The organism is Erwinia psychrophila (assembly GCF_039023475.1).
GTDB lineage: Bacteria > Pseudomonadota > Gammaproteobacteria > Enterobacterales > Enterobacteriaceae > Erwinia.
In genome coordinates, this window is sequence record NZ_JBCHVB010000001.1 from 153,554 (window position 1) to 175,353 (window position 21,800).

Here is a 21,800-nt window from a genome sequence, read left to right on the forward strand (position 1 = left end):
AGGCAATAATTTTCGCGAGTGCTACCTGTCCATTTTGGCAATCAGATCCATCATTTTCAGGCGTTGATCGGATGAGACCTTACGGACTTCAAGTTCAATGCCGCGTTCGTTCAGTTTCTTAAAGGCGGCGATATCTTTTTCATCCACGGATACGGCGTTGTTGACCTGTATTTTTCCCTGACGGAACGCCATGCCGCCAATGTTCACGCTTGGGATTTTTACGCCAGCCTCGACCAGTCGCTCCACGTCGGTCGGGTTAGTAAAGAGAAGCATAACGCGATCGCCCGCATATTTCGGGTTATTCCAGACGCGGATCATTTTGGCAACGTCGACCACGTGCGCCGTGACGCCCGGTGGGGCAACCTGAGTCAGCAGAGTCTTGCGCACGTTGTCCGCAGCAACCTCGTCGCTGACAACGATAATGCGGGTGACGTTGGTTTCTTTGGTCCAGCGGGTTGCAACCTGGCCATGGATTAAGCGGTCATCAATGCGGGCGAGTCCGATCTTCATATGGTCGTTCGGGCCCATCGGTTTCTGCGCTGCGGGAGCAGCGGCTTTTGCCGGAGCGGCGGCGACAGGCGCAGGCGCTGCTTCTTTTGCCTTCAGGGCCTTAACGCCTTCACGTCCGGTTTCCACGGCGATCGCCACCAGCTCATCAAAGCTGGGATCATCGTCTCTCGCCATCAGGGTTTCCACCAGCATCGGAATATTAACGCCGGCAATCACTTCATGGTTCTCTTTCTCAACCACCAGGCGGCTGGCAGCGTTGAACGGACTGCCTCCCCATGTATCGACCAGAAAAAGAACGCCCTTGCTGGTGTCTAAATCGGCCAGTCTCGCCTGATATTTCTCAATCAGGGTTTCAGCATTTTCGCCGGGAACGAAGTCGATCCAGGCGATATTTTGCTGCTCCCCGAGGAGCATTTCGGCCGTTTTGATCAGCTGCTCCGCAGCCCAGCCGTGCGTGCCGATAACAATAGCAATTGTCACTTGCTACCTCCATTAACAATAGGTTGCAGCCCGATATCTCTGTTGGGCCGCGCGAGAATTTATCTGACAGCCTGAGCTTATCGTAATAAATTGAACGTTTTGTTATTTTGCTGAGTTACCCGGGCACAGAATTAACCTGGCCGGCTCAGCAACAGGTCACCCAGAAAGGAACGCTGACGTTATCCGGGGCGCGATTTATTTTAGTACGCGAAAAAATAAATTATGTGACCGCGCTCAGTTATTTAGACCCTCGTCGCTTTTGCATGCCGATCCGTTTGGATAAGCAGGGCGAAACGTGCGCTCGCTCTGTAAATGTAAGAAAACATTTTGACGAGGTGAAAAGCGCTGTTTAAAGTAGTGATCCTTTTTCAACACAGGAGTAATGGGCCTCAGCCCTCCCTATGGACTGTCACCGAAGTCGCTTATTCATCTCACCGGATCATCCGGCCAGCTTTATCCCGTCGTCTGACGAATCTCCTGGTTCTCCCTGTCATGTTGTCTGCTGCGCACTGCTCTCTCCAGTGGCGGCGTTTTCCTGTTCCTGCTTCCGGAGTCTGTAATGGAATTTCTTTTAGACCCCTCAATCTGGGCTGGACTGCTGACGCTGGTCGTGCTTGAGATTGTATTAGGTATCGATAACCTGGTTTTTATCGCTATTCTTGCGGATAAACTGCCGCCGAAACAGCGAGATAAGGCCCGTATCATTGGCCTGTCGCTGGCGCTGATCATGCGCCTTGGCCTGCTGTCGCTGATCTCCTGGATGGTGACGCTCACCCGACCCCTTTTCAGCGTGGGAGAGTTCAGCTTCTCAGGCCGCGACCTGATCCTGCTGTTTGGTGGTCTGTTCCTGTTGTTCAAGGCAACGATGGAGCTGCATGAGCGGCTTGAAAACCGCGATCACGGCGATGGTGGCAATAAGGGTTATGCCAGCTTCTGGGCAGTGGTGGCGCAGATCGTGGTGCTGGATGCCGTCTTCTCGCTGGACGCCGTGATTACCGCCGTCGGTATGGTGGATAACCTGGCTGTCATGATGACCGCTGTGATTATCGCGATGGGCGTTATGCTGCTGGCTTCCAAGCCGTTGACCAATTTTGTTAACGCACATCCTACGGTGGTGGTGCTGTGCCTGAGCTTCCTGTTGATGATCGGCCTGAGCCTGGTGGCGGAAGGGTTTGGCTTCCATATTCCTAAAGGCTACCTCTACGCGGCGATTGGCTTCTCCATCCTTATTGAGATGTTCAACCAGATTGCGCGGGTAAACTTTATGCGCCATCAGGCAAGAAGGCCGATGCGTGAACGTACCGCGGAAGCTATCCAGCGCCTGATGGGGGGACGCCGCAGCCAGGAAGTACAGAGTGGCGAAAGCGACGAAGTGGCAAAAATCATGCCGCAGGAAACCTTTAAGGACGAAGAGCGCTACATGATTAACGGCGTGCTGACGCTGGCATCCCGGTCGGTGCGCAGCATCATGACGCCACGAGGAGACATCTCCTGGGTGGATGCCGATCGTCCACTGAATGAGGTGCGCGTCCAGCTACTGGATACACCACACAGCCTGTTCCCGGTTTGCCGTGGTGAACTGGATGAAATTATCGGCGTGGTTCGCGCGAAAGAGCTGCTGGTCGCGCTGGAACACGGCATTGATGTGGCAACCTTCGCCGCCGCCTCGCCGCCGATTATCGTGCCGGAAACGCTCGACCCGATTAACCTGCTCGGTGTTCTGCGCCGCGCGAAGGGGAGCTTCGTGGTGGTGACGAATGAATTTGGCGTGGTGCAGGGGCTGATCACCCCGCTGGACGTACTGGAAGCGATTGCCGGTGAATTCCCGGATGAGGATGAAACTCCCGATATTATCGCGGACGGTGAAGGGTGGCTGGTGAAGGGAGGAACAGATTTGCACTCTCTGCAACAGCTGCTGGATACCCAGATGCTGGTGAATCAGGAGGACGATCATGCCTCGCTGGCGGGTCTGCTGATTGAGCAGAAGGGGCAGCTGCCCCAGCCGGGTGAGGTGATCAAACTGGCTTCGTTTCTGTTTCAGATAGTGGAAGCAACCACCTACCGCATCGATCTTGTGCGTATCACCCGCGAACGCGATCCCCATGCCGGGGACGAAGAAGAGTAACGTTCAGGGCTGCATCCCGCTCAGCGGATGCAGCCTGTTACGTTTTTAACGGTGAGACGGTATACAGAGGGCCGGGCACCTCTTTTTCATCCGGAACCGTCGTCTTATGATTCGCCAGCCACTGCGGGAATTCGCCCAGGGGCATGGGACGCGCATAAAAATAGCCCTGCAGCACATCCACGCCTTTATCACGCAGATAATCGGCTTGCTCTTCCGTTTCCACGCCTTCCGCGACCAGACTGATATTTAGCCGCTGCGCCAGTGAGATCACCATGTCCGTTACCGTTGCGTTGATCGCATCCGTCCCGATAGCGGCAGTGAAAATTTTATCAATTTTCAGCACGTCCGGACTCAGCGTCTTCAGATAGGAGAGGGAGCTGTGGCCGGTGCCAAAGTCATCAATCGCCAGCTTCACGCCTATTTTGTGCAGATGTGAAACCACACGCTGGTCAACGGCGGGCAGGGAGTCACGCTCGGTCAGCTCCACTATCAGCTGGGGAACAGGGTTAGCGGGCCACCACAGGCGCTGAAGATCGTCAATAATTTCCCGGTTATGGAAATGGCTGGCGGCCACGTTGATGGCGATATGAAACGTAGGGGATGTGGGCAGTTCCGGCAGATGACGCACGACCTCGCTCATCACGAAGCGGGTAAGTGGCGCAATAAGATTCTGCCGCTCGGCCAGCGGAATAAAGACGTCCGGCGGGATCCAGCCCTGGCGGGCGTTATGCCAGCGCAGCAGGAGCTCAATGCCGTCACAGTCGCCGGTTCGCGCGTTAATCAGCGGCTGGCAGTAAACCATAAATTCTCTGGCGGTAATGCCATAGCTTATCTGCCAGGAGAGACTCATGCGGTTAGCGGTCGCCAGCCAGACGATATAGCCCATCAGCAGGCTGAGCAGCAGGGCGAGCGGGAGCTGTGACGGCACGGTCATCAGCGCCAGCCTGCCGGGTGCCGGGCCAAACAGGGTTATCGAAAAGGGATAGCGGAGCGAGACGTCTTTATAGGCGACTTCATCCTCAGAAGGCCAGGCAGGTTCAATCAGCGGATTGCCATACTCAAGGCTTTTGCCTCCGACATCGAATATCGCCCGTTCCACCCAGGGCAAGGTCGGTTCCAGCAGGTAATTGCTCATCATCTCAATGTTGATGACCTGGAGAATACCGGAGCGGTTATTCGTATCGTGAGGGGTCCACAGCAGCAGGACAGGGGAGCCCTTCAGCAGATGATCGTCGGTACTGAGCATCATCCGCTGATTGTTCACCGCCAGTTCAGGATAGCTCTGGCTGAAGGTCATGCCCGTAGTGCCAAAAATGCTGGAACAGTACATATTATCCTGATCCACCAGCACGATTGCGCGCACGGTTTGCAGCGCCGCAACCTTCTCAATCAGCGGAAACCGGACCTGATCGCAGGAGAGGCCTACCAGCCCAAGCGTATTATTCGCCGCCACGTCCAGCGGTGAAAAGAGGCGATCGAAGCGCTGAATGGCCTTATCGGCAAAAGTGCGCGACTGTTGCTCAATCCGGCCTTTCTCTTCCATAAAACGGAAGGATAATGTGAGGATAAGCACCAACGCGGCAACAACCGCAGCGATAAAAAATCGCTTACGGCGGAACTGTCCGAAAACTTCCTGGGACATTGGCATCAGTAACCACCCTTAGATCAAGACGCATATACACAGATCGAACATCTGTTATCGGCACCGGTTCCGGTAAGTTTAGTCTGATACGGGAGATTAACCGGTTCAGCGAAAACAGAAGGTTAAGGCGTGGGTTCGCCAGTAAACTGCGCTCGTGCATAACTGACGGGCGGTCAGGGTCTGTCAGGCGCAGGCACTAAAAACGCCACCGGGAAGGTGGCGTGAGGGGAGTGGCAAAGTGCCGGCTTCGGGATCAGTCACACTGGACTTTAATCGCCAGTCCGCCGCGTGACGTCTCGCGATACTTCGCGTTCATATCCTTGCCGGTTTCATACATGGTTTCAATGACCTTATCGAGCGAGACACGAGCCTCGCTGGTGCGGCGCATCGCCATCCGCGCGGAGTTGATAGCCTTCACGGCGCCGATGGCGTTACGCTCAATGCAGGGAACCTGCACCTGGCCTGCGACCGGGTCACAGGTCAGCCCAAGGTTATGCTCCATGCCGATTTCAGCGGCAACGCAGACCTGTTCCGGGCTGGCGCCCAGCAGTTCAGCCAGTCCCGCCGCCGCCATGGAACAGGCCACGCCCACTTCGCCCTGGCAGCCTACCTCCGCGCCGGAAATGGAGGCATTCATTTTATAGAGAATGCCCACGGCACCAGACGCGAGGAAGTAACGAATAAAAATATCCGGGCTGACTGACTCAATGAAGTGGTCGTAATAGGCCAGCACGGCGGGAACGATACCGCAGGCGCCGTTGGTCGGTGCGGTCACAACCCGTCCACCCGCGGCATTCTCTTCATTCACGGCCAGCGCAAACATGTTCACCCAGTCGATGACGTTCATCGGGTCGCGTGACAGTTTATCGGAGGAGACCAGCAGCCTGCGCAGCGCGGCGGCCCGGCGGGGAACGCGCAGCGGGCCGGGCAGTACGCCTTCGGTATTCAGACCGCGATCGATACAGTCGCGCATACTCTGCCAGATGTCAGCGAAATAGTGCTCGATTTCCGCTTTAGTGTGCACGGCCAGTTCGTTTTTCATCACCATGCCGGAGAGCGAGAGCCCGGTCTGATGACAGTGGGCCAGCATCTCTTTAGCCGAGTTAAACGGATAAGGGACGGAGACCTCATCAAGCGTGGATTGTCCGAAATGTTCCTCATCGACGATAAAGCCGCCGCCGATGGAGTAATAGGTTTTGCTGTAAAGGAGCGTGTCGCCCGACCAGGCGTGGATCCGCATACCGTTTTCATGCAGCGACAGGTTATCACTGCGGAACACCATACCGCCCTCGCGGGGGAAATCCACCTCATGCGCGCCGTTGGCCAGCAGCAGGCGCTGACGCTGCTCAACGTCGCGAATAAAACCGGCGATGCCGTCGATATCAACGCTTTCCGGCGAGGCGCCGGAGAGGCCCATAATAATGGCGATATCCGTATGGTGCCCCTTGCCCGTCAGGGAGAGCGAGCCATACACATCGACGGCCACGCGCGTCGCCTCGTTAAGCCTGCCGCTGCTGACCAGATCGTCGACAAACTTTTTACCGGCTTTCATCGGGCCTACCGTATGAGAACTGGATGGACCAATGCCGATTTTAAACATGTCGAAAACGCTAATCACACTTCGCTCCTTAGAGGGGCCAACCGGGCCATCGGGGACTGAGACTGTTAACCGATCGTCACGTCGGGACGATCGCATAAAATAAGGTACCGGGATAAGACAGGAAAGTGATGGCTGCGATCTGCACCTGCCGCACTGCAACACGCCGCAGCCAGATGCATCGTCATCTCTTTTCACGATGGCAAAATTCTTACCCTCTTTCTGCGGTGCAATATAAATGATCCGCCGCGTTTGTGAAGTGATTTGACCGGCAGAAGTGGGAATTTTATGGATGAAAATAGGGTAAATGTTTTTTCAGGCGGGTTATTTGTCGGCAAATTCGCCAGGCGTCGCCTGTTTTGCCACCTGGAGGCTGAGCTGGCGAATAATGCCGGCCGTCATCCCCCAGATAAAATAGTGCTCAAACCAGGAGAGCCAGACGCGGTGCGACAGGCCGTGACGATGGATATCCAGCGCGGTGTAGCGGCCCAGCCGGAGCGCTTCCTGCAACGGCATCTCAAACACCGATTCGACCTCACCTTCGTTAGGGTGCCAGTTCAGGTTGGCAGGCAGGATCCCGACAACGGGCGTCACCTGAAATCCGGTACTGCTGGTGACGGGCGGCAGGACGCCGACTACGTTCACGCTGGCGGGCGGGATCGCCACTTCTTCTTCAGCTTCACGCAGCGCGGTGACGATCAGCGATTCATCTTCCGGGTCCATCATGCCGCCGGGAAAAGCGACCTGACCCGGATGTTTACGCAGCGCGCTTGACCGCCGGGTCAGCAAAAGCGTGGGGTGCTCCCGGTTAACGATGGGGACCAGCACCGCCGCACGCCGCGTGGGTAAGTCAACCGGCAGATGGCGCGGCGGCTGAAGCAGAAAGCGGCTCAGGAAGGTTTCAAGCGTCAGCGGAGCGTCACTCATGCCGATCCTCCAGGCAGGGCAGAATGCGGTTAACCTTATCGAAGGTTTCCTGATATTCGGCCTCTTCAACGCTGTCAGCCACAATACCGCCGCCGGCAGAGCAGTAAAGCTCACCCTTTTCTGCGGTCAGGGTGCGGATGGTGATGCTGGTATCCATCCGGCCACAGACGCTGAGATAGCCGATGCTGCCGCACCATGCGTTGCGGCGGTGCGGCTCCAGCGTATCGATGATCGCCATCGCCCGCACTTTTGGTGCGCCGGTGATGGAGCCGCCAGGGAAACAGGCACGCAACAGATCGCAGGCGCTCAGCGAGGGCTTAAGCGCGGCGGTAATGGTGCTGACCAGATGATGTACCGCAGGAAAAGGCTCTACTACAAATAACTCAGGCACACGTACGCTGCCAGGCACGGCGACCCGGCCGATATCGTTACGCAGCAGATCGACAATCATCACGTTCTCTGCGCGATCTTTCGGGGAGTGCGCCAGCTTCTCCGCCTGCTGTTTGTCCGCCTCCGGATCGGCCAGGCGCGGGAGCGTTCCCTTGATAGGGCGGGTTTCAATAAGCCCGTTCTCCATTTTCAGAAAGCGCTCCGGCGAGAGGCTGAGCAGCGTGCTTTCCGGCAGCCTGATAAAGGCGCTGAACGGCGCACGGTTTTGCGCGCTCAGCCTCAGATAAGCCTGCCACTCATCGCCGCAGTAGCCCGCCCGAAAGCGCTGAGCGAGATTAATTTGATAGCAGTCGCCTGCGCGCAGCCACTGCTGTACGCGGCGGAACTTTTCACCATATTCCTGGCGGCTCATATTCGACCGCCATGGATGAGTCAGGCTGAACGGCGTGACCTGCGCGGGTTCAGGAAGATTATTCAGCCACTCAAGCCGCGAGGCGGGATCGTTTTGCGCCACCAGCGTCAGCGTTTTCCGGTGATGATCGGCAATGAGCGCCCAGTCGTAGATGCCGACGGCCATATCCGGCGTGGCGAGATCCTGCTCTGCAATTTCAGGTAATTTTTCAAACCTGCGGCCCAAATCGTAGCCAAACAGCCCCACCGCGCCGCCCTGAAAGGGCAGGTCAGGGTGAGACGGGGCCTGCATCTCACTTTCACTCAGCAGCCGGTCAAGAAGGCGCAGCGGATCGTCACGGCTTTCCGTGACGTCAGCGCCCTGAGTCAATAAGGTAATCTCACCTCTGGCGATCAGCGTGGCGACCGGGTCAGCGACCATGATATCGAAGCGATTATCGCTGTGGTCAGCAAAGCCGGAATCAAGCAGCATTGCCCAGGATTGACCGGCAACGCGGGCAAAGAGATTCCTGAGGGTTTCAGGCGTATACTCAAGAGGATAATAAACAGGTAGCATGGCGGTCAGCAGGTCTGGACGGTAACTGGGTGCAAGCCTGGCATACTTTTCCGCTGCTGGCATCTGTTTGTTACGCGTGGAATAATCCCCGCGATGTTTGCAGGAGTTTTTATGATTACAGGTTTACCGGCACTTACTTACGAACAGCAGCAGCTGGCCGTTGAACGCATTCAGGCGCTGATGGCGGAAGGGATGAGCAGCGGGGAGGCCATTCAGCTGGTGGCGGCGGAAATTCGCGAAACGCATACCGGAGAGATGATCTCGGCTCGCTTCGAGGATGAAGAAGAGGAGGACGAGGAAGAGGTCACGGAATACAAAGAGTTTCCGCAAGAAGACGAAGAGGACGACTATTAAGTCATTCGTCAGCGGCTGTGAAGCCGTGCAGCGCTAATCCTTTTTCGTGGCAGACAGCAGTATTCTGCCTGCCACGCTAACAACTCCCCCCGGCGTTACTTCGCCGCGACGATTTTAATTTCCACCAGATACTCCGGTTTCATCAGTCCCGCCTGCACCGTGCAGCGCACCGGCGCATTGCCGGGTGAAACCCAGGCGTCCCAGGCGCGGTTCATCGCCGGGAAATCTTCCTTATGAACCAGAAAAATCGTGGCGTCGAGAATGCGGCTTTTATCCGAACCAAGTCGGGTCAGCACCCGGTCGATGACGGCAAGCGCATTCGCGGTCTGCGCTTCGGCATCCTCATCCAGATTTTCAGGCACGCTGGTGTAGTAGATCGTATCGTTATGCACTACCGCTTCTGACATGCGGTGCTCTGGATCGAGACGTTCAATAGTCATGCTTTCCTCACATAGGGCAAAAAATTTTGCCGCTAGCCTGGCACAGATTCGGCCTGGCTGTCACCTAAAGGGTGGAGTGACGCGGCGGATACTGACATAATTACAGGGTTTTTTATTCAGTGGTGAGGGTGTGTGGCAGACGATTTTGCAGCAGACGGCGCGCTGGCGCTGGCTATTCCGGGCTTTAAACCGCGCGAACCGCAGCGGCAGATGGCTGAAGCGGTAAGTGAAGCGATAGCGAACAAGCGCGAGCTGGTCGTCGAAGCTGGCACCGGCACCGGGAAAACCTACGCGTATCTTGCTCCGGCGTTGCGATCCGGGAAAAAGGTGATTATCTCTACCGGCTCAAAAGCGTTGCAGGATCAGCTTTACAGCCGCGATCTGCCCACGGTGGCGAGCGCGCTGAAATTCAAGGGGACGCTGGCGCTGCTGAAAGGGCGATCGAACTATCTCTGTCTGGAGCGGCTGGAACAGCAGTCGATGGCGGGCGGGGAACTCGTGGCGCAGGCGATGAGCGATCTGGTGCATCTGCGCGGCTGGTCGGGCGAAACCGTGGATGGCGATATCAGCACCTGCGGCGGCGTAGCTGAAGACAGCACTATCTGGCCGCTGGTGACCAGCACCAACGATAACTGCCTGGGCAGCGACTGCCCGCAGTATCAGGATTGCTTTGTGGTCAAAGCGCGTCGGAAAGCGATGGATGCGGATGTGGTGGTGGTTAACCATCACCTTTTTCTCGCCGATATGGTGGTGAAAGAGAGCGGTTTTGCAGAGCTTATCCCCGATGCGGACGTAATGATTTTCGATGAAGCGCACCAGGTGCCCGATATCGCCAGTCAGTATTTCGGTCAACAGCTCTCCAGCAAACAGCTTGTGGACCTCGCCAAAGACATCACCATTGCTTACCGCACGGAAGTGCGTGATGCACAGCAGCTGCAAAAATCCGCCGATCGCCTCGCGCAGTGCGCGCAGGATTTCCGCCTGGCCCTTGGCGATCCCGGTTTTCGCGGGAATCTTCGCGAACTGCTCAGCGATGCCACGATACAACGTGCGCTGACGCTGCTCGATGATGCGCTTGAGCTCTGTTATGACGTCGCTAAGATGTCACTGGGCCGCTCCGCCTTGCTGGATGCGGCCTTTGAACGTGCCGCGCTCTATCGCGGGCGGCTTAAGCGGCTGAAGGATGTTTCTCAGCCGGGCTTCAGCTACTGGTATGAGTGCAACTCCCGTCACTTTGTGCTGGCGCTGACGCCGCTTTCCGTCTCCGAACGCTTCCGTGAGGTGATGAATGAAAGACCGGCGAGCTGGATTTTCACCTCTGCCACGCTGGCGGTTAACGAGCAAATGACCCACTTTGTGGAGCGGTTAGGGGTGACGGAGGCGGAAACGCTGATCCTCAACAGTCCTTTTGACTTCGCCAGTCAGGCGCTGCTCTGCGTGCCGCGCAATCTCCCGGCCTCCAACCAGCCCGACACCGCACGGCGGATGGCGCGTATGCTGCTGCCGCTGATTGAAGCGAACAACGGCCGCTGCTTCTTTCTCTGTACCTCCCATAAAATGATGCGCGAACTGGCGGCCGAGTTCCGGGCGCTGCTGACGCTGCCGGTCCTGTTACAGGGCGAAACCAGCAAAGGGCAGCTCCTCAAGCAGTTTATCGCGGCGGGAAATGCGCTGCTGGTGGCGACGAGCAGCTTCTGGGAAGGGGTGGACGTGCGGGGCGATCTCCTGTCGCTGGTGATTATCGACAAGCTGCCCTTTACCTCGCCGGATGACCCGTTGCTGAAGGCGCGGATGGAAGATTGCAAACTACGCGGCGGCGAGCCCTTTGATGATGTCCAGCTGCCGGATGCGGTGATTACCCTGAAGCAGGGCGTTGGCCGTTTAATCCGCGATGTGGACGATCGCGGCGTGCTTGTTATCTGTGATAACCGGCTGGTAATGCGCCCTTACGGCGCGGTCTTTCTGAACAGTTTGCCGCCTACGCCGCGTACCCGCGACATCGCGCGGGCCGTGGCGTTTCTGAAGCCGCCGGCAGAGCAGTAATCCTGCGTACAGTGTGCTATGCTGCGCGCCGAAAATTTTCTCCCGCCAGAGGTGAGTATGTCCACGCGAATTTTAGCTATTGATACGGCGACCGAGGCCTGTTCGGTGGCGCTGCTGAATGAGAACAAGGTGACGGCCCATTTTGAGCTTTGCGCCCGCGAGCACACGCAGCGCATTCTGCCCCTGGTGCAGGAGATCCTCAGCCAGGCGCAGCTCGGGCTGACCGGACTGGATGCGCTGGCGTTTGGTCAGGGGCCGGGGAGCTTTACCGGCGTGCGCATCGGTATAGGAATTGCGCAGGGGCTGGCGCTGGGTGCGGGTCTGCCAATGATCGGCGTTTCCACGCTGAAAACCATGGCGGAAGGTGCCTGGCGCCGCGACGGCGCGACCCGCGTGCTTGCGGCGATTGACGCCCGTATGGGAGAAGTCTACTGGGCAGAGTACCAGCGTGACGACCAGGGCGTCTGGCAGGGCGAAGAGAGTGAAGCGGTGCTGAAGCCGGAAGCGGTCCAGGCGCGGATGGCCCAGCTGACGGGACAATGGGCGATGGTGGGCACCGGCTGGAAAGCCTGGCCGCAGCTGGCTGAGCAGAGCCCGCTCGATCTCAGGCCTACTGATGTAACGCTTCCCTGTGCGGAAGATATGCTGCCGCTGGCGGTTACCGCGCTGGCCGAAGGGAAAACCGTTGCCGTCGAACATGCCGAACCGACCTACCTGCGTAATGAAGTGGCATGGAAAAAATTACCGGGGCGGGATCAGGCGTAGCAACTTATCACTGCGCCCGGAGTCCAAGGAATCAGTCCCAGGGAGATCATTATGCGTAAACGTGTTTTCGTGCAGTTAGGTAGTGTATTGCTGGCCGCCATCCTGCTTTCTGGCTGTGTGAGCGTTCCCGATTCGGTGAAAGGCACCTCACCCGCGCCCCAGCAGGACCTGGCGCGGGTGCTGAATGCACCACAGCTCTATGTCGGGCAGGAGTCGCGTTTTGGCGGCAAAGTGATTAGCGTGACAAACAGCAACGGGATGACCCGGCTCGAAATCGCCGCGATGAGGCTGGATAGCAGTGCCAGACCGCTACTGGGCAGCCCCTCGGTTGGGCGTATCTATGCGGATATTAACGGCTTTGTCGATCCGGTCGATTTTACCGGTAAGATGGTCACCGTCGTTGGCCCAATCAAGGGCGTGGAAAAAGGTAAAATCGGCCAGGCAACCTACAATTTTGTGATCGTTAACGTCACGGGATACCAGCGCTGGCATCTCTCACAGCAGATTATCTCGCCGCCGCAGCCTGTCGATCCCTGGATTTGGTACGGTCCACCGCGTGGTCGTCACTACGGGGGATACTGGGGCCCGCCGCCGTTTGGCTATTACTCCCCCGGCCCGGTGCAGGTACAAACCATTCTGACTGAGTAGTGCTGACAGGCCTGATGACCCGGCGGCTGGGTGACAGTCGCCGGGTCATTTTTTATCTGGGATCCCAGGACGGGATCATTTTTAGTGATGTGCTTCGCAACCTCTTAAGAGAGACCTGAGCAAACTGGTACGCTGAGTTAAAATAATGTTAACAAATGCGATCGGCCGAGGCTGCGATGACAATAAATAATAGTTTCCGAGGTGCTTCCTTGAATAAGGTCTGGTTAAACCGCTACCCCGCCGATGTACCGGCTGAAATTGATGCTGACCGTTACGCCTCGCTGATCGATCTGTTTGAACAGGCCGTTTCACGTTATGCAGAGCGGCCCGCATTTATCAATATGGGGCAGGCGATGACCTTCCGTCAGCTGGAGGCGCGCAGCCGCGCTTTTGCTGCTTACCTCCAGCAGGGGCTGGGCCTGAAAAAGGGCGATCGCGTCGCCCTGATGATGCCGAACCTGTTGCAGTACCCGATTGCGCTTTTTGGCATTCTTCGCGCCGGCATGGTGGTGGTTAACGTCAACCCGCTTTACACCCCCAGGGAGCTGGAACACCAGCTTAACGACAGCGGTGCCAGCGCTATCGTCATCGTCTCCAATTTTGCCCATACGCTGGAAAAGGTGGTGGCAAAGACGCAGGTAAAGCACGTCATTCTGACCCGACTTGGCGATCAGCTTTCCCCGGCCAAAGGCACGCTGGTCAACTTTGTAGTGAAATACGTCAAGCGCCTGATCCCTAAATATTATCTGCCGGATGCGCTCTCTTTCCGCAGCGCGCTGCAAAAAGGGGAGCGGATGCAGTATGCCCGCCCGCAGGTCAGCAACGACGATCTGGCGTTTCTTCAGTATACCGGGGGCACCACCGGCGTGGCGAAAGGGGCGATGCTGACGCACCGCAATATGCAGGCCAATCTTGAGCAGACCAAGGCGACCTACGGCTCCCTGTTGAAAGAGGGCAAAGAGCTGGTGGTAACGGCGCTGCCTCTCTATCATATCTTTGCGCTGACCGTAAATTGTATGCTGTTTATCGATCTCGGCGGGACGAATCTGCTGATCACCAATCCCCGCGATATCCCGGCACTGGTGAAGGAGCTGGGCAAGCACCGTTTTACCGCCATCACCGGCGTGAATACGCTGTTTAACGCGCTGCTTAATGATGAGGATTTCAATAAGCTTGATTTCTCAAGCCTCACGCTTTCGGCGGGCGGCGGCATGGCGGTGCAGAAAGCGGTCGCTGAACGCTGGGAAAAACTGACCGGCCACTATCTGCTGGAGGGTTACGGCCTGACAGAGTGTTCTCCTCTCGTTTCCGTTAACCCTTATGATATTCGCTACCACAGCGGCAGCATCGGCCTCCCGGTGCCTTCAACCGATATTATGCTGGTGGATGAAGCGGGAAATGAGGTCACTGAGGGCGAACCGGGCGAGCTGTGTATCAAGGGGCCGCAGGTGATGACGGGCTACTGGCAGCAGCCGGAAGCCACCAGCGAAGTGCTGAAAAATGGATGGCTTCACAGCGGCGATATTGTTACCGTTGACGAAGAAGGTTTTATCCGCATCATCGATCGTAAAAAAGATATGATTCTGGTGTCGGGCTTCAACGTTTATCCCAATGAAATCGAAGACGTGCTGATGCAGCATCCGAAAGTTCGTGAGGTGGCCGCAGTGGGCGTGCCCAATGATATTACGGGCGAAACGGTCAAAATCTGCGTGGTGAAGAAAGATGCGTCGCTGACGCAGGAAGAGCTTATTGCGCACTGTAAAAAGCACCTGACGGGCTATAAAATTCCCCGCGTCGTCGAGTTCCGCAGCGATTTGCCAAAAACCAACGTGGGTAAAATCCTGCGTCGCGAGCTGCGTGATGAAGCGATCAGGACGGCAAAAGCCTCCTGACCGCCAGCCAGGCTGCTGAAGATGACCACAACGCCGGAACCTCCGGCGTTTTTATTGAAAAGAACTGGGGCGGGACACGCCGCAGCGAGAGGATCATTTTGAACTACACCATGATAACCACCAACGAGGCGCTGGCCGGACTTTGCCAGGCTGCCCGTCAGGTTCCGGCGCTGGCGCTGGATACCGAATTTGTCCGCACGCGGACCTATTATCCCCGCCTGGGCCTGATCCAGCTTTATGACGGTGAGCAAATCTCCCTGATTGATCCTCTGCCTATTACCGACTGGACGCCGTTTCGCGATCTTTTACTCGACCGTGACGTCATTAAATTTCTCCATGCCAGTAGTGAAGACCTTGAGGTCTTCCTGCATGAATATGGCGTGCTGCCGACGCCGATGATCGACACGCAGATACTGGCTGCCTTTACTGGCCGTCCACTTTCGTGCGGCTTTGCCACCATGGTGGAATCCTTTACCGGCATCGCGCTCGATAAAAGCGAATCACGCACGGACTGGCTTGCCCGTCCTCTGACCGCAAGACAGTGCGAATATGCCGCCGCCGACGTCTTTTATCTGCTGCCTGTTGCGCATAAGCTGATGGCCGAAGCGGAAGCGTCCGGCAGGATCGCTGCCGCACTGAACGAGTGCGGCCTGCTGTGTCAGCGCCGTCAGGTCGTGGTTGCGCCTGAGGAGGCGTATCGCGATATCACCAACGCCTGGCAGCTTCGCCCCCGCCAGCTTGCCGCGCTGCGTCTGCTGGCCGCCTGGCGTCTCTCGCTTGCCCGCGAGAAAGATATGGCGGTGAACTTTGTGGTACGCGAAGAGAATCTCTGGAAAGTGGCGCGCTACCTGCCGGGTTCTCTGGGTGAACTCGATCATCTGGGCCTGCCGGGGCAGGAGATCCGCTTCCACGGCAAAGTGCTGGTGGAGTTGGTTGCCCAGGCGAACGCGCTGGATGAAAGCGAACTGCCGGAACCGGTCGCGAATCTGATTGATAACCCGGAATATAAAAAGGCGTTCAAGGCGCTGAAGGCGCTGGTCGCCGAAGCGGCGGAGAAAAATGGCGTCAGCCAGGAGCTGCTGGCGTCGCGCCGTCAGATCAATCAGCTGCTGAGCTGGCACTGGAACCTGAAGCCGCGTGACAAAAAGCCGGAACTGATCGACGGATGGCGGGGCGAACTGCTTAACGAAGGGATTGCAGAGATCCTGCGGGCTTACTGAGCCTGATGATTCCCCCTGCCAGGAGCAGGGGAGAATCAGCCACAGTTGAGGATCATTTTGGTGCTTCTTCCGCCTCCGGCAGCGTCACGTTCAGCTCCAGAATCGAAATATCATCATCTTTCTGATCCAGCTTCACGCTCAGCATCTCCGGATCGATTTTGACATATTTACAGATCACCTCAAGAATATCCCTTTTTAACTGCGGCAGATAATGGGGCTCGCTGTCGCCCCTTCTGCGCTCTGCCACAATGATCTGTAGCCGTTCCTTGGCAATATTGGCTGTGCTCTTTTTACGGGATAAAAAGAAATCGAGTAAGGCCATGGTTTATCCCCCAAACAGGCGTTTCAGGAAACCCTTCTTCTCTTCTTCAATGAAGCGGAAAGGGCGTTCTTCACCGAGGATACGGTCCACGGTGTCGGCGTACGCTTTGCCCGCATCGGATTCTGTATCCAGAATCACCGGCTCGCCCTGGTTGGACGCGCGCAGTACGGACTGATCTTCCGGGATAACGCCCGCCAGAGGGATGCGCAGAATTTCCAGCACGTCCTCCATGCTCAGCATATCCCCGCGGCTGACGCGCCCCGGATTGTAGCGGGTCAGCAGCAGATGCTCTTTTATCGGATCCTGGCTGTTCTCAGCACGGCGTGATTTGGAGGAGAGAATACCCAGAATACGGTCGGAGTCCCGTACGGAAGAGACTTCAGGGTTGGTGGTGATGATCGCCTCATCGGCGAAGTAGAGTGCCATCAGCGCGCCGGTTTCAATGCCTGCCGGTGAGTCACAGACGATGAAATCAAACTCCATCTTAGCCAGGTCGTTAAGCACTTTTTCCACGCCATCACGCGTTAGCGCATCTTTATCACGCGTCTGCGAGGCGGGAAGAATAAACAGATTCTCGGTGCGTTTGTCTTTAATCAGCGCCTGGTTTAGCGTGGCATCGCCCTGAATAACATTAACAAAGTCGTAAACCACACGGCGTTCACAGCCCATAATCAAGTCAAGGTTACGGAGACCGATATCAAAATCGATCACAACCGTTTTTTTACCTTTCTGGGCTAAACCGGTAGCGATGGCCGCGCTGGACGTGGTCTTGCCCACGCCTCCTTTACCCGATGTAACAACAATAATGCGTGCCATATAATTATTTCCTTAAGAAAAGAAAGGCTTCGTGAGCCTGGCTCAGTTCAGTGTCTGTATAGTCAACGCGCCGTCCTTTAAACAAAGGCGCGACGCTTTTCCGAAAAATTCAGCAGGTATCTGATCCATTATCCAGTATTCACCGGCTACAGAGACCAGTTCTGCTGACAAGCTGGTACAAAAAATCTGGCAGTCGCGGTCGCCGCCAGCCCCGGCCAGCGCCCGCCCGCGCATCATGCCGTAGATGTGGATATTGCCATCGGCGATCAGCTCAGCCCCGGCGCTGACGCTGTTGGTGACGATCAGATCGCAGTTTCTGGCATAAATTTGCTGACCTGAGCGAACCGGCGTATCGATGACGCGGGTTTTCACAGCCGGCAGTTCGACCGGCGGGGTGGGAACAACGGCACTCTGCTTCTGCTCTTTACCTTCAGAAAGCAGCGGCAGACCGGCCTGACCAATGATGCGCTTCAGCGGCTCATCTTTGCAGCCGCTGACGCCAACGATATGCAGACCGGTTGAGGCGATCGCCTGCTGCATCTTCTGCCAGTTGACCTGGCTGTCAAGCGAGGCGACGTTAAGCACCACAGGTGCATCTTTCAGGAAAGCGGGAGCCTGGTTGACCTTCTCCTGTAGCGCCTGGCGTACCACGTCAGGATCGGCGTGGTGTAAGTGAACTACAGACAGAGTAAAACTGCTGCCTTTTAACTCAATTGGCGTTTGTGACATCTGTCCTGGCTCAGTCCTGTTATTTTATCGCCCTGAATTAAGCCTGATAAAGCCGCAATTAATCGTCAGGGGACAATATTCCGAAGTTCTGCAAGCATGTTATAGTTACTGCTATATTCAGGCAAGTCGCCATCCAGGTTAATTCGAGTAAAAAATATGCTTTGTGTGATCTATAGAAGCGCTAAACGCGATCAGACTTATCTTTACGTAGAGAAAAAGGACGATTTTTCCCGCGTGCCCGCGGAGCTGATGCAGGGATTTGGCAAACCGCAGCTAGCGATGCTTCTGCCGCTGGACGGTAGCAAACGGCTGGTCAACGCGGATCTGGAGAAAGTGAAAGCCGCTCTGAAAGAGCAGGGCTATTATTTACAGGTCCCGCCGCCGCCGGAAAGTCTGCTTAAGATGCATCTGGAAAAAAGTAAAAAAGTTTAATTCAGAATCATCTGCACAAATAGCGCCTCGCCACAACGTACATTCTGCGAATTTAATTAGTGGCGAGGCGTCATCAAAAAAGGATGCCGCATGAAGACAAGGTCCCTTAACCCTCTTATTTTCTCTTTTCTTCTTGCGGGCAGCATGGCGGCGAGTCCGATCGCTACTGCGGCTGGCGAAGCCGGAACCGGTAACGCCGCACGCCAGAACAGTCAGGGTTTCCTCAACGCGCCGAAGAAAACGACGCTGGCAACGACCGGTCGGGATCCCTCTGCATTTCCCGCTTACGTGGAGACGCTGAAAGACGAGGCCCGCCGGCAGGGGATCGACGAGGCAACTCTGGATGCCGCGTTTGCCCAGGTACATTTCGTGGATCGCGCGATTCAGGCCGATCGCGATCAGCCCGAGAAAAAAATCACGCTCAGCGACTATCTGGTCCGCGTTCTGCCGCAGGCGAAGATCGACCGGGCCCGCGAAAAATTGCAGGAGCACCAGCAACAGCTGCTATCTGTCAGCCGTAAAACCGGCGTACAGCCGGAGTATAACGTGGCGCTCTGGGCGATTGAGAGCAATTTTGGCCGTATTCAGGGCCGGGAAGATGTTATTTCCGCGCTTGCAACTATGGCGTTTGAAGGGCGCCGGGAAGCGTTTTTCACCCGCGAGCTGATCGCCGCGCTGACGATGATTCAGCAGAAGCACGTTGAGGCCAGCATGATGAAGGGATCCTGGGCGGGCGCAATGGGGCAAAATCAGTTTATGCCCAGCTCCTTTCTCACCTACGGGAAGGATGGTGACGGCGACGGGATAATCGATATCTGGCAGAACAGCGACGACGTGTTCGCTTCCACGGCTAACTATCTGGTGAAAGAGGGCTGGCAGGCTGGCGAAAGCTGGGGACGTGAGGTGGTGCTTCCCGCTGATTTCAGGCCCGCACTCGCCGGTCTGAAAACGGAGCAGGCGAAAAGCGTTGGCGAATGGCGGGCAATGGGGGTTCGCACCAGGAGCGATGCGGCGCTTCCGGCGGACGCTGTCCGGGCCTGGCTCATTACTCCCGATGATCCTTCGGGACGCGCCTTTATGGTCTATGACAATTTCCGCACAATCATGCACTGGAATCGCTCTCTCTATTTCGCCATCAGCATCGGCATGATGGCCGACGCGATTTCACAGTAACGTTACGATGGCCAGCAGAGGGCCATCCTCATGGCAGTATCAGGGGGTTAATATGTATCAGCACCATAACTGGCAGGGCGCCTTACTTGATTATCCGGTAAGCAAAGTGGTCTGCGTGGGCAGCAACTATGCAAAACATATCAGGGAAATGGGAAGCGCGACGCCCACCGAGCCGGTGCTTTTTATTAAACCCGAAACGGCTATCTGTGATATCCGCCAGCCGATTTCCATTCCGAAAGATCTCGGCGCAGTACACCATGAAGTGGAGCTGGCCATTCTGATCGGCGCCACGCTGAAGCAGGCCTCAGAAGAGCATGTGGCGCAGGCGATCGCCGGATATGGCGTTGCGCTGGATCTGACGCTGCGTGACGTTCAGGCCGGCTGCAAAAAAGCGGGCCAGCCCTGGGAAAAGGCGAAAGCGTTTGACGGCTCATGCCCGCTGTCAGGTTTTATTCCGCTGAGTGAACTGGGCGCCGATCCGCAAGATATCGAGCTGAAGCTTGAGGTCAACGGCGAGCTGCGTCAGCAAGGGAGCACTCAGGATATGATCCACAAAATCCTGCCGCTCATTGCCTATATGAGTCACTTTTTTACGCTGCGTGCGGGGGATGTTATTCTGACCGGCACCCCGGAAGGCGTGGGCCCGATGCACTCTGGCGACCAGCTGTCGATCTCGCTTGGCGGCCACGGTATCACCACTCGCGTACTCTAAGGCTTGCAACATAGGCCCGAACTGTTTATAAGGTGCGGGCTTTTACACAAACAGGAGAGGAACATGACTGACACCCCGTTCTGGCAGAAAAAAACGCTGGAGCAGATGAGCGATGAGGAATGGGAATCCCTGTGCGATGGTTGTGGCCAGTGCTGCCTTAACAAGTTACAGGATGCCGATACGGATGAAATTTACTTCACCAACGTCGCCTGTAACCAGCTCAATATCAAGACCTGCCAGTGCCGTAACTATGAGCGTCGCTTCGAGTATGAAGATGACTGCATCAAGCTGACGCGGGATAATTTGCCCACCTTCTCATGGTTACCGCCGAGCTGTGCCTATCGTATGCTGGCCGAAGGTAAAAATCTGCCGCCATGGCATCCCCTGCGCAGCGGCTCTAAAGCCGCGATGCATGCCGCACGCATTTCCGTCCGTCACATTGCGGTCAGGGAGAGTGAAGTGCGCGACTGGGAAGATCACATCATGAATAAGCCCGCCTGGGCTAAGTAATCACTCTCCACGCTTCAGCGTGTGTAGATGAGTGCGATACCGGCTGTGATCTTACCGGTATCGCCTGTCTGAACAGAACGTCTCTCTGCAAGGCCGTCTGGCCACTTTTGGTAAGCAACAGCCTGACCGATCAGGCCTGAGGCTGTCCCACCGGCCCGCTGCCACCCGGCGCGCCCGGCGGCTGTTGTCCTCCCGGCGGCGCCGGCGGCGGGCTGTGAGTGTTCTCTTCTCCCCAGTAGGCACAGCTGGAAAGCGAGAGGGCAGAGCAGGCCAGCAAAAGTACTAACGCAATGTTTTTCATTGTTTTCCCTTTTCGACACGATGTCATGGTTACAGCGTAGTCGTGGCCGTACATCTGTACAAACTTTCCTGCCGTCGCGGCGGCAACCTGAGCGACAGATCCTGCCCGGAAAAGAGAATCAGCGCGAAAACAGAGCGCGCTGTTTCGGCTTCAGCGGCTGAGCGATCAGCACCAGCAGGCCCACGACCAGAAAGGCGGCGAAGATCCCGATCAGCCACTGCGGCATACTCAGCGTCAGCAGCGACCACTGCTTCTCGGCACAGTCACCGGTAGCGACAAATACCGAGGGCAGCCACTTGTCCAGCGGCAGCCAGCCGGGAAAACGGGCGGCGAAATCGCAGGTGACGAAGGGATTAGGATGAAGCTGGATCATCGTGTGCTCCCAGGCGAGGCGGAGGCCTTCCCAGGCGCTGTAGAGCCAGATCCCGATTGCGGCCCAGCGAAGCGGCGTTTTTGGCGCAATTGCACCGACAATGCCGGCACCCATGATGCCAAACAGCGCGCAGCGCTCATAAATACACATTACGCAGGGTTTCAGCAGTAAAACGTGCTGAAAGTAGAGCGCAACCATTTCCAGTACAAAAGCGGTGAAAGCAAGCAACAGCCATGCGCCGCGCCCCCGGGAACAGCTGTTCAGATATCTCAACATAGTCAATCCATGCAATAGTCGTTGAAACGGCAGTGTAAACTAAAAGCCTCTGCCTGCCAGCCACCCGGCGGAAATTTTAAGCGGGAAAATGACTTAAGCTAAATTAAGCCTCATTGCGGGCGGCTTTTTTTCGCGCTGTTCCATGACGTTTACCTT

At 56.6% G+C, this 21,800-nt stretch carries 22 protein-coding genes; 11 read left to right on the forward strand and 11 right to left on the reverse strand.

Annotated features, from left to right (window positions below; translation table 11 throughout):
• Positions 1-21: 21 nt before the first annotated feature.
• Positions 22-990, reverse strand: a complete 969-nt coding sequence (manX, locus tag AAH446_RS00740; protein ID WP_342904819.1) for a PTS mannose transporter subunit IIAB — start codon at positions 988-990, stop codon at positions 22-24.
• 559 nt (positions 991-1,549) lie between these two features.
• Here manX and AAH446_RS00745 point away from each other — a divergent pair.
• On the forward strand, positions 1,550-3,115 hold the full coding sequence (locus AAH446_RS00745) for a TerC family protein (protein ID WP_342904820.1): 1,566 nt from the start codon (positions 1,550-1,552) through the stop codon (positions 3,113-3,115).
• Between the two features lie 37 nt (positions 3,116-3,152).
• Here AAH446_RS00745 and AAH446_RS00750 read toward each other — a convergent pair whose 3' ends face one another.
• The 4 genes from AAH446_RS00750 to pabB form a co-directional block, all read right to left on the reverse strand.
• The gene (locus tag AAH446_RS00750; RefSeq protein WP_342904821.1) at positions 3,153-4,763 is read right to left on the reverse strand and encodes an EAL domain-containing protein; all 1,611 of its coding nucleotides are present in this window, start codon (positions 4,761-4,763) and stop codon (positions 3,153-3,155) included.
• A 247-nt stretch (positions 4,764-5,010) separates the two neighbouring features.
• Complete coding sequence (locus tag AAH446_RS00755) at positions 5,011-6,375, reverse strand: L-serine ammonia-lyase (protein ID WP_342904822.1); 1,365 nt, start codon at positions 6,373-6,375, stop codon at positions 5,011-5,013.
• 303 nt (positions 6,376-6,678) lie between these two features.
• Positions 6,679-7,281, reverse strand: a complete 603-nt coding sequence (locus AAH446_RS00760) for a CoA pyrophosphatase (RefSeq protein WP_342904823.1) — start codon at positions 7,279-7,281, stop codon at positions 6,679-6,681.
• Complete coding sequence (pabB, locus tag AAH446_RS00765; protein WP_342904824.1) at positions 7,274-8,638, reverse strand: aminodeoxychorismate synthase component 1; 1,365 nt, start codon at positions 8,636-8,638, stop codon at positions 7,274-7,276. The genes AAH446_RS00760 and pabB overlap by 8 nt, the downstream gene beginning before the upstream one ends.
• Before the next feature lie 111 nt (positions 8,639-8,749).
• On the opposite strand from pabB, the gene AAH446_RS00770 reads away from it, so the two are divergent.
• Positions 8,750-8,992 carry a YoaH family protein gene (locus tag AAH446_RS00770; protein WP_342904825.1) on the forward strand — a complete coding sequence of 81 codons (243 nt, stop codon included), beginning with the start codon at positions 8,750-8,752 and terminating at the stop codon, positions 8,990-8,992.
• 95 nt (positions 8,993-9,087) lie between these two features.
• On the opposite strand, the gene AAH446_RS00775 is transcribed toward AAH446_RS00770, so the two are convergent.
• Entirely contained in the window at positions 9,088-9,432 is a 345-nt protein-coding gene (locus tag AAH446_RS00775) for a RidA family protein (protein WP_342904826.1), read from the reverse strand.
• A gap of 132 nt (positions 9,433-9,564) precedes the next feature.
• Here AAH446_RS00775 and AAH446_RS00780 point away from each other — a divergent pair, with 132 nt between their 5' ends.
• From AAH446_RS00780 to rnd, 5 genes are all read left to right on the forward strand, one after another.
• A complete protein-coding gene (locus tag AAH446_RS00780) occupies positions 9,565-11,475 on the forward strand; it encodes an ATP-dependent DNA helicase (protein ID WP_342904827.1) in 1,911 nt (636 codons plus the stop codon).
• A gap of 57 nt (positions 11,476-11,532) precedes the next feature.
• Positions 11,533-12,240, forward strand: coding sequence for a tRNA (adenosine(37)-N6)-threonylcarbamoyltransferase complex dimerization subunit type 1 TsaB (tsaB, locus tag AAH446_RS00785; protein WP_342904828.1), 708 nt, complete (start codon positions 11,533-11,535; stop codon positions 12,238-12,240).
• Between the two features lie 51 nt (positions 12,241-12,291).
• Entirely contained in the window at positions 12,292-12,888 is a 597-nt protein-coding gene (locus tag AAH446_RS00790) for a Slp family lipoprotein (RefSeq protein WP_342904829.1), read from the forward strand.
• Between the two features lie 209 nt (positions 12,889-13,097).
• On the forward strand, positions 13,098-14,780 hold the full coding sequence (fadD, locus tag AAH446_RS00795) for a long-chain-fatty-acid--CoA ligase FadD (RefSeq protein WP_342904830.1): 1,683 nt from the start codon (positions 13,098-13,100) through the stop codon (positions 14,778-14,780).
• A 110-nt stretch (positions 14,781-14,890) separates the two neighbouring features.
• Positions 14,891-16,000, forward strand: coding sequence for a ribonuclease D (gene rnd / locus AAH446_RS00800; protein ID WP_342905780.1), 1,110 nt, complete (start codon positions 14,891-14,893; stop codon positions 15,998-16,000).
• Positions 16,001-16,052: 52 nt separating this feature from the next.
• On the opposite strand, the gene minE is transcribed toward rnd, so the two are convergent.
• From minE to minC, 3 genes are read right to left on the reverse strand one after another with little or no spacing between them, the layout of a single operon-like run.
• On the reverse strand, positions 16,053-16,322 hold the full coding sequence (gene minE, locus AAH446_RS00805; RefSeq protein WP_158784887.1) for a cell division topological specificity factor MinE: 270 nt from the start codon (positions 16,320-16,322) through the stop codon (positions 16,053-16,055).
• Positions 16,323-16,325: 3 nt separating this feature from the next.
• Entirely contained in the window at positions 16,326-17,138 is an 813-nt protein-coding gene (gene minD / locus AAH446_RS00810) for a septum site-determining protein MinD (protein WP_342904831.1), read from the reverse strand.
• Positions 17,139-17,180: 42 nt separating this feature from the next.
• Entirely contained in the window at positions 17,181-17,867 is a 687-nt protein-coding gene (gene minC, locus AAH446_RS00815) for a septum site-determining protein MinC (RefSeq protein ID WP_342904832.1), read from the reverse strand.
• A 156-nt stretch (positions 17,868-18,023) separates the two neighbouring features.
• On the opposite strand from minC, the gene AAH446_RS00820 reads away from it, so the two are divergent.
• The 4 genes from AAH446_RS00820 (at position 18,024) to AAH446_RS00835 (ending at position 20,694) form a co-directional block, all read left to right on the forward strand.
• On the forward strand, positions 18,024-18,299 hold the full coding sequence (locus AAH446_RS00820) for a YcgL domain-containing protein (protein ID WP_342904833.1): 276 nt from the start codon (positions 18,024-18,026) through the stop codon (positions 18,297-18,299).
• Between the two features lie 90 nt (positions 18,300-18,389).
• Positions 18,390-19,472, forward strand: coding sequence for a lytic murein transglycosylase (locus tag AAH446_RS00825; RefSeq protein WP_342904834.1), 1,083 nt, complete (start codon positions 18,390-18,392; stop codon positions 19,470-19,472).
• Positions 19,473-19,524: 52 nt separating this feature from the next.
• A complete protein-coding gene (locus tag AAH446_RS00830) occupies positions 19,525-20,184 on the forward strand; it encodes a fumarylacetoacetate hydrolase family protein (protein WP_342904835.1) in 660 nt (219 codons plus the stop codon).
• 63 nt (positions 20,185-20,247) lie between these two features.
• Positions 20,248-20,694 (forward strand): YcgN family cysteine cluster protein, encoded by a 447-nt coding sequence (locus AAH446_RS00835; RefSeq protein ID WP_342904836.1) that lies wholly within the window; start codon positions 20,248-20,250, stop codon positions 20,692-20,694.
• 130 nt (positions 20,695-20,824) lie between these two features.
• Here the strand turns inward: AAH446_RS00835 and AAH446_RS00840 are convergent, their stop codons facing one another.
• Together AAH446_RS00840 and dsbB are read right to left on the reverse strand one after the other, a co-directional pair.
• Entirely contained in the window at positions 20,825-20,995 is a 171-nt protein-coding gene (locus AAH446_RS00840; RefSeq protein ID WP_342904837.1) for a hypothetical protein, read from the reverse strand.
• 118 nt (positions 20,996-21,113) lie between these two features.
• Positions 21,114-21,644: a disulfide bond formation protein DsbB gene (gene dsbB / locus AAH446_RS00845; protein ID WP_342904838.1), complete on the reverse strand. Its 531-nt coding sequence runs from the start codon at positions 21,642-21,644 to the stop codon at positions 21,114-21,116.
• Positions 21,645-21,800 lie beyond the last annotated feature (156 nt).

Excerpts from the sequence above, each read along its gene's own strand:
- AAH446_RS00750 (WP_342904821.1), bottom strand. The coding sequence starts at position 4,763 with ATGCCAATGTCCCAGGAAGTTTTCGGACAGTTCCGCCGTAAGCGATTT.
- AAH446_RS00820 (WP_342904833.1), top strand. The coding sequence starts at position 18,024 with ATGCTTTGTGTGATCTATAGAAGCGCTAAACGCGATCAGACTTATCTT.
- dsbB (WP_342904838.1), bottom strand. The coding sequence starts at position 21,644 with ATGTTGAGATATCTGAACAGCTGTTCCCGGGGGCGCGGCGCATGGCTG.
- AAH446_RS00760 (WP_342904823.1), bottom strand. The coding sequence starts at position 7,281 with ATGAGTGACGCTCCGCTGACGCTTGAAACCTTCCTGAGCCGCTTTCTG.
- AAH446_RS00825 (WP_342904834.1), top strand. The coding sequence starts at position 18,390 with ATGAAGACAAGGTCCCTTAACCCTCTTATTTTCTCTTTTCTTCTTGCG.
- minD (WP_342904831.1), bottom strand. The coding sequence starts at position 17,138 with ATGGCACGCATTATTGTTGTTACATCGGGTAAAGGAGGCGTGGGCAAG.
- minE (WP_158784887.1), bottom strand. The coding sequence starts at position 16,322 with ATGGCCTTACTCGATTTCTTTTTATCCCGTAAAAAGAGCACAGCCAAT.
- rnd (WP_342905780.1), top strand. The coding sequence starts at position 14,891 with ATGATAACCACCAACGAGGCGCTGGCCGGACTTTGCCAGGCTGCCCGT.
- AAH446_RS00790 (WP_342904829.1), top strand. The coding sequence starts at position 12,292 with ATGCGTAAACGTGTTTTCGTGCAGTTAGGTAGTGTATTGCTGGCCGCC.
- AAH446_RS00840 (WP_342904837.1), bottom strand. The coding sequence starts at position 20,995 with ATGAAAAACATTGCGTTAGTACTTTTGCTGGCCTGCTCTGCCCTCTCG.
- AAH446_RS00770 (WP_342904825.1), top strand. The coding sequence starts at position 8,750 with ATGATTACAGGTTTACCGGCACTTACTTACGAACAGCAGCAGCTGGCC.
- AAH446_RS00745 (WP_342904820.1), top strand. The coding sequence starts at position 1,550 with ATGGAATTTCTTTTAGACCCCTCAATCTGGGCTGGACTGCTGACGCTG.
- AAH446_RS00775 (WP_342904826.1), bottom strand. The coding sequence starts at position 9,432 with ATGACTATTGAACGTCTCGATCCAGAGCACCGCATGTCAGAAGCGGTA.
- AAH446_RS00830 (WP_342904835.1), top strand. The coding sequence starts at position 19,525 with ATGTATCAGCACCATAACTGGCAGGGCGCCTTACTTGATTATCCGGTA.
- minC (WP_342904832.1), bottom strand. The coding sequence starts at position 17,867 with ATGTCACAAACGCCAATTGAGTTAAAAGGCAGCAGTTTTACTCTGTCT.
- AAH446_RS00835 (WP_342904836.1), top strand. The coding sequence starts at position 20,248 with ATGACTGACACCCCGTTCTGGCAGAAAAAAACGCTGGAGCAGATGAGC.
- tsaB (WP_342904828.1), top strand. The coding sequence starts at position 11,533 with ATGTCCACGCGAATTTTAGCTATTGATACGGCGACCGAGGCCTGTTCG.
- pabB (WP_342904824.1), bottom strand. The coding sequence starts at position 8,638 with ATGCTACCTGTTTATTATCCTCTTGAGTATACGCCTGAAACCCTCAGG.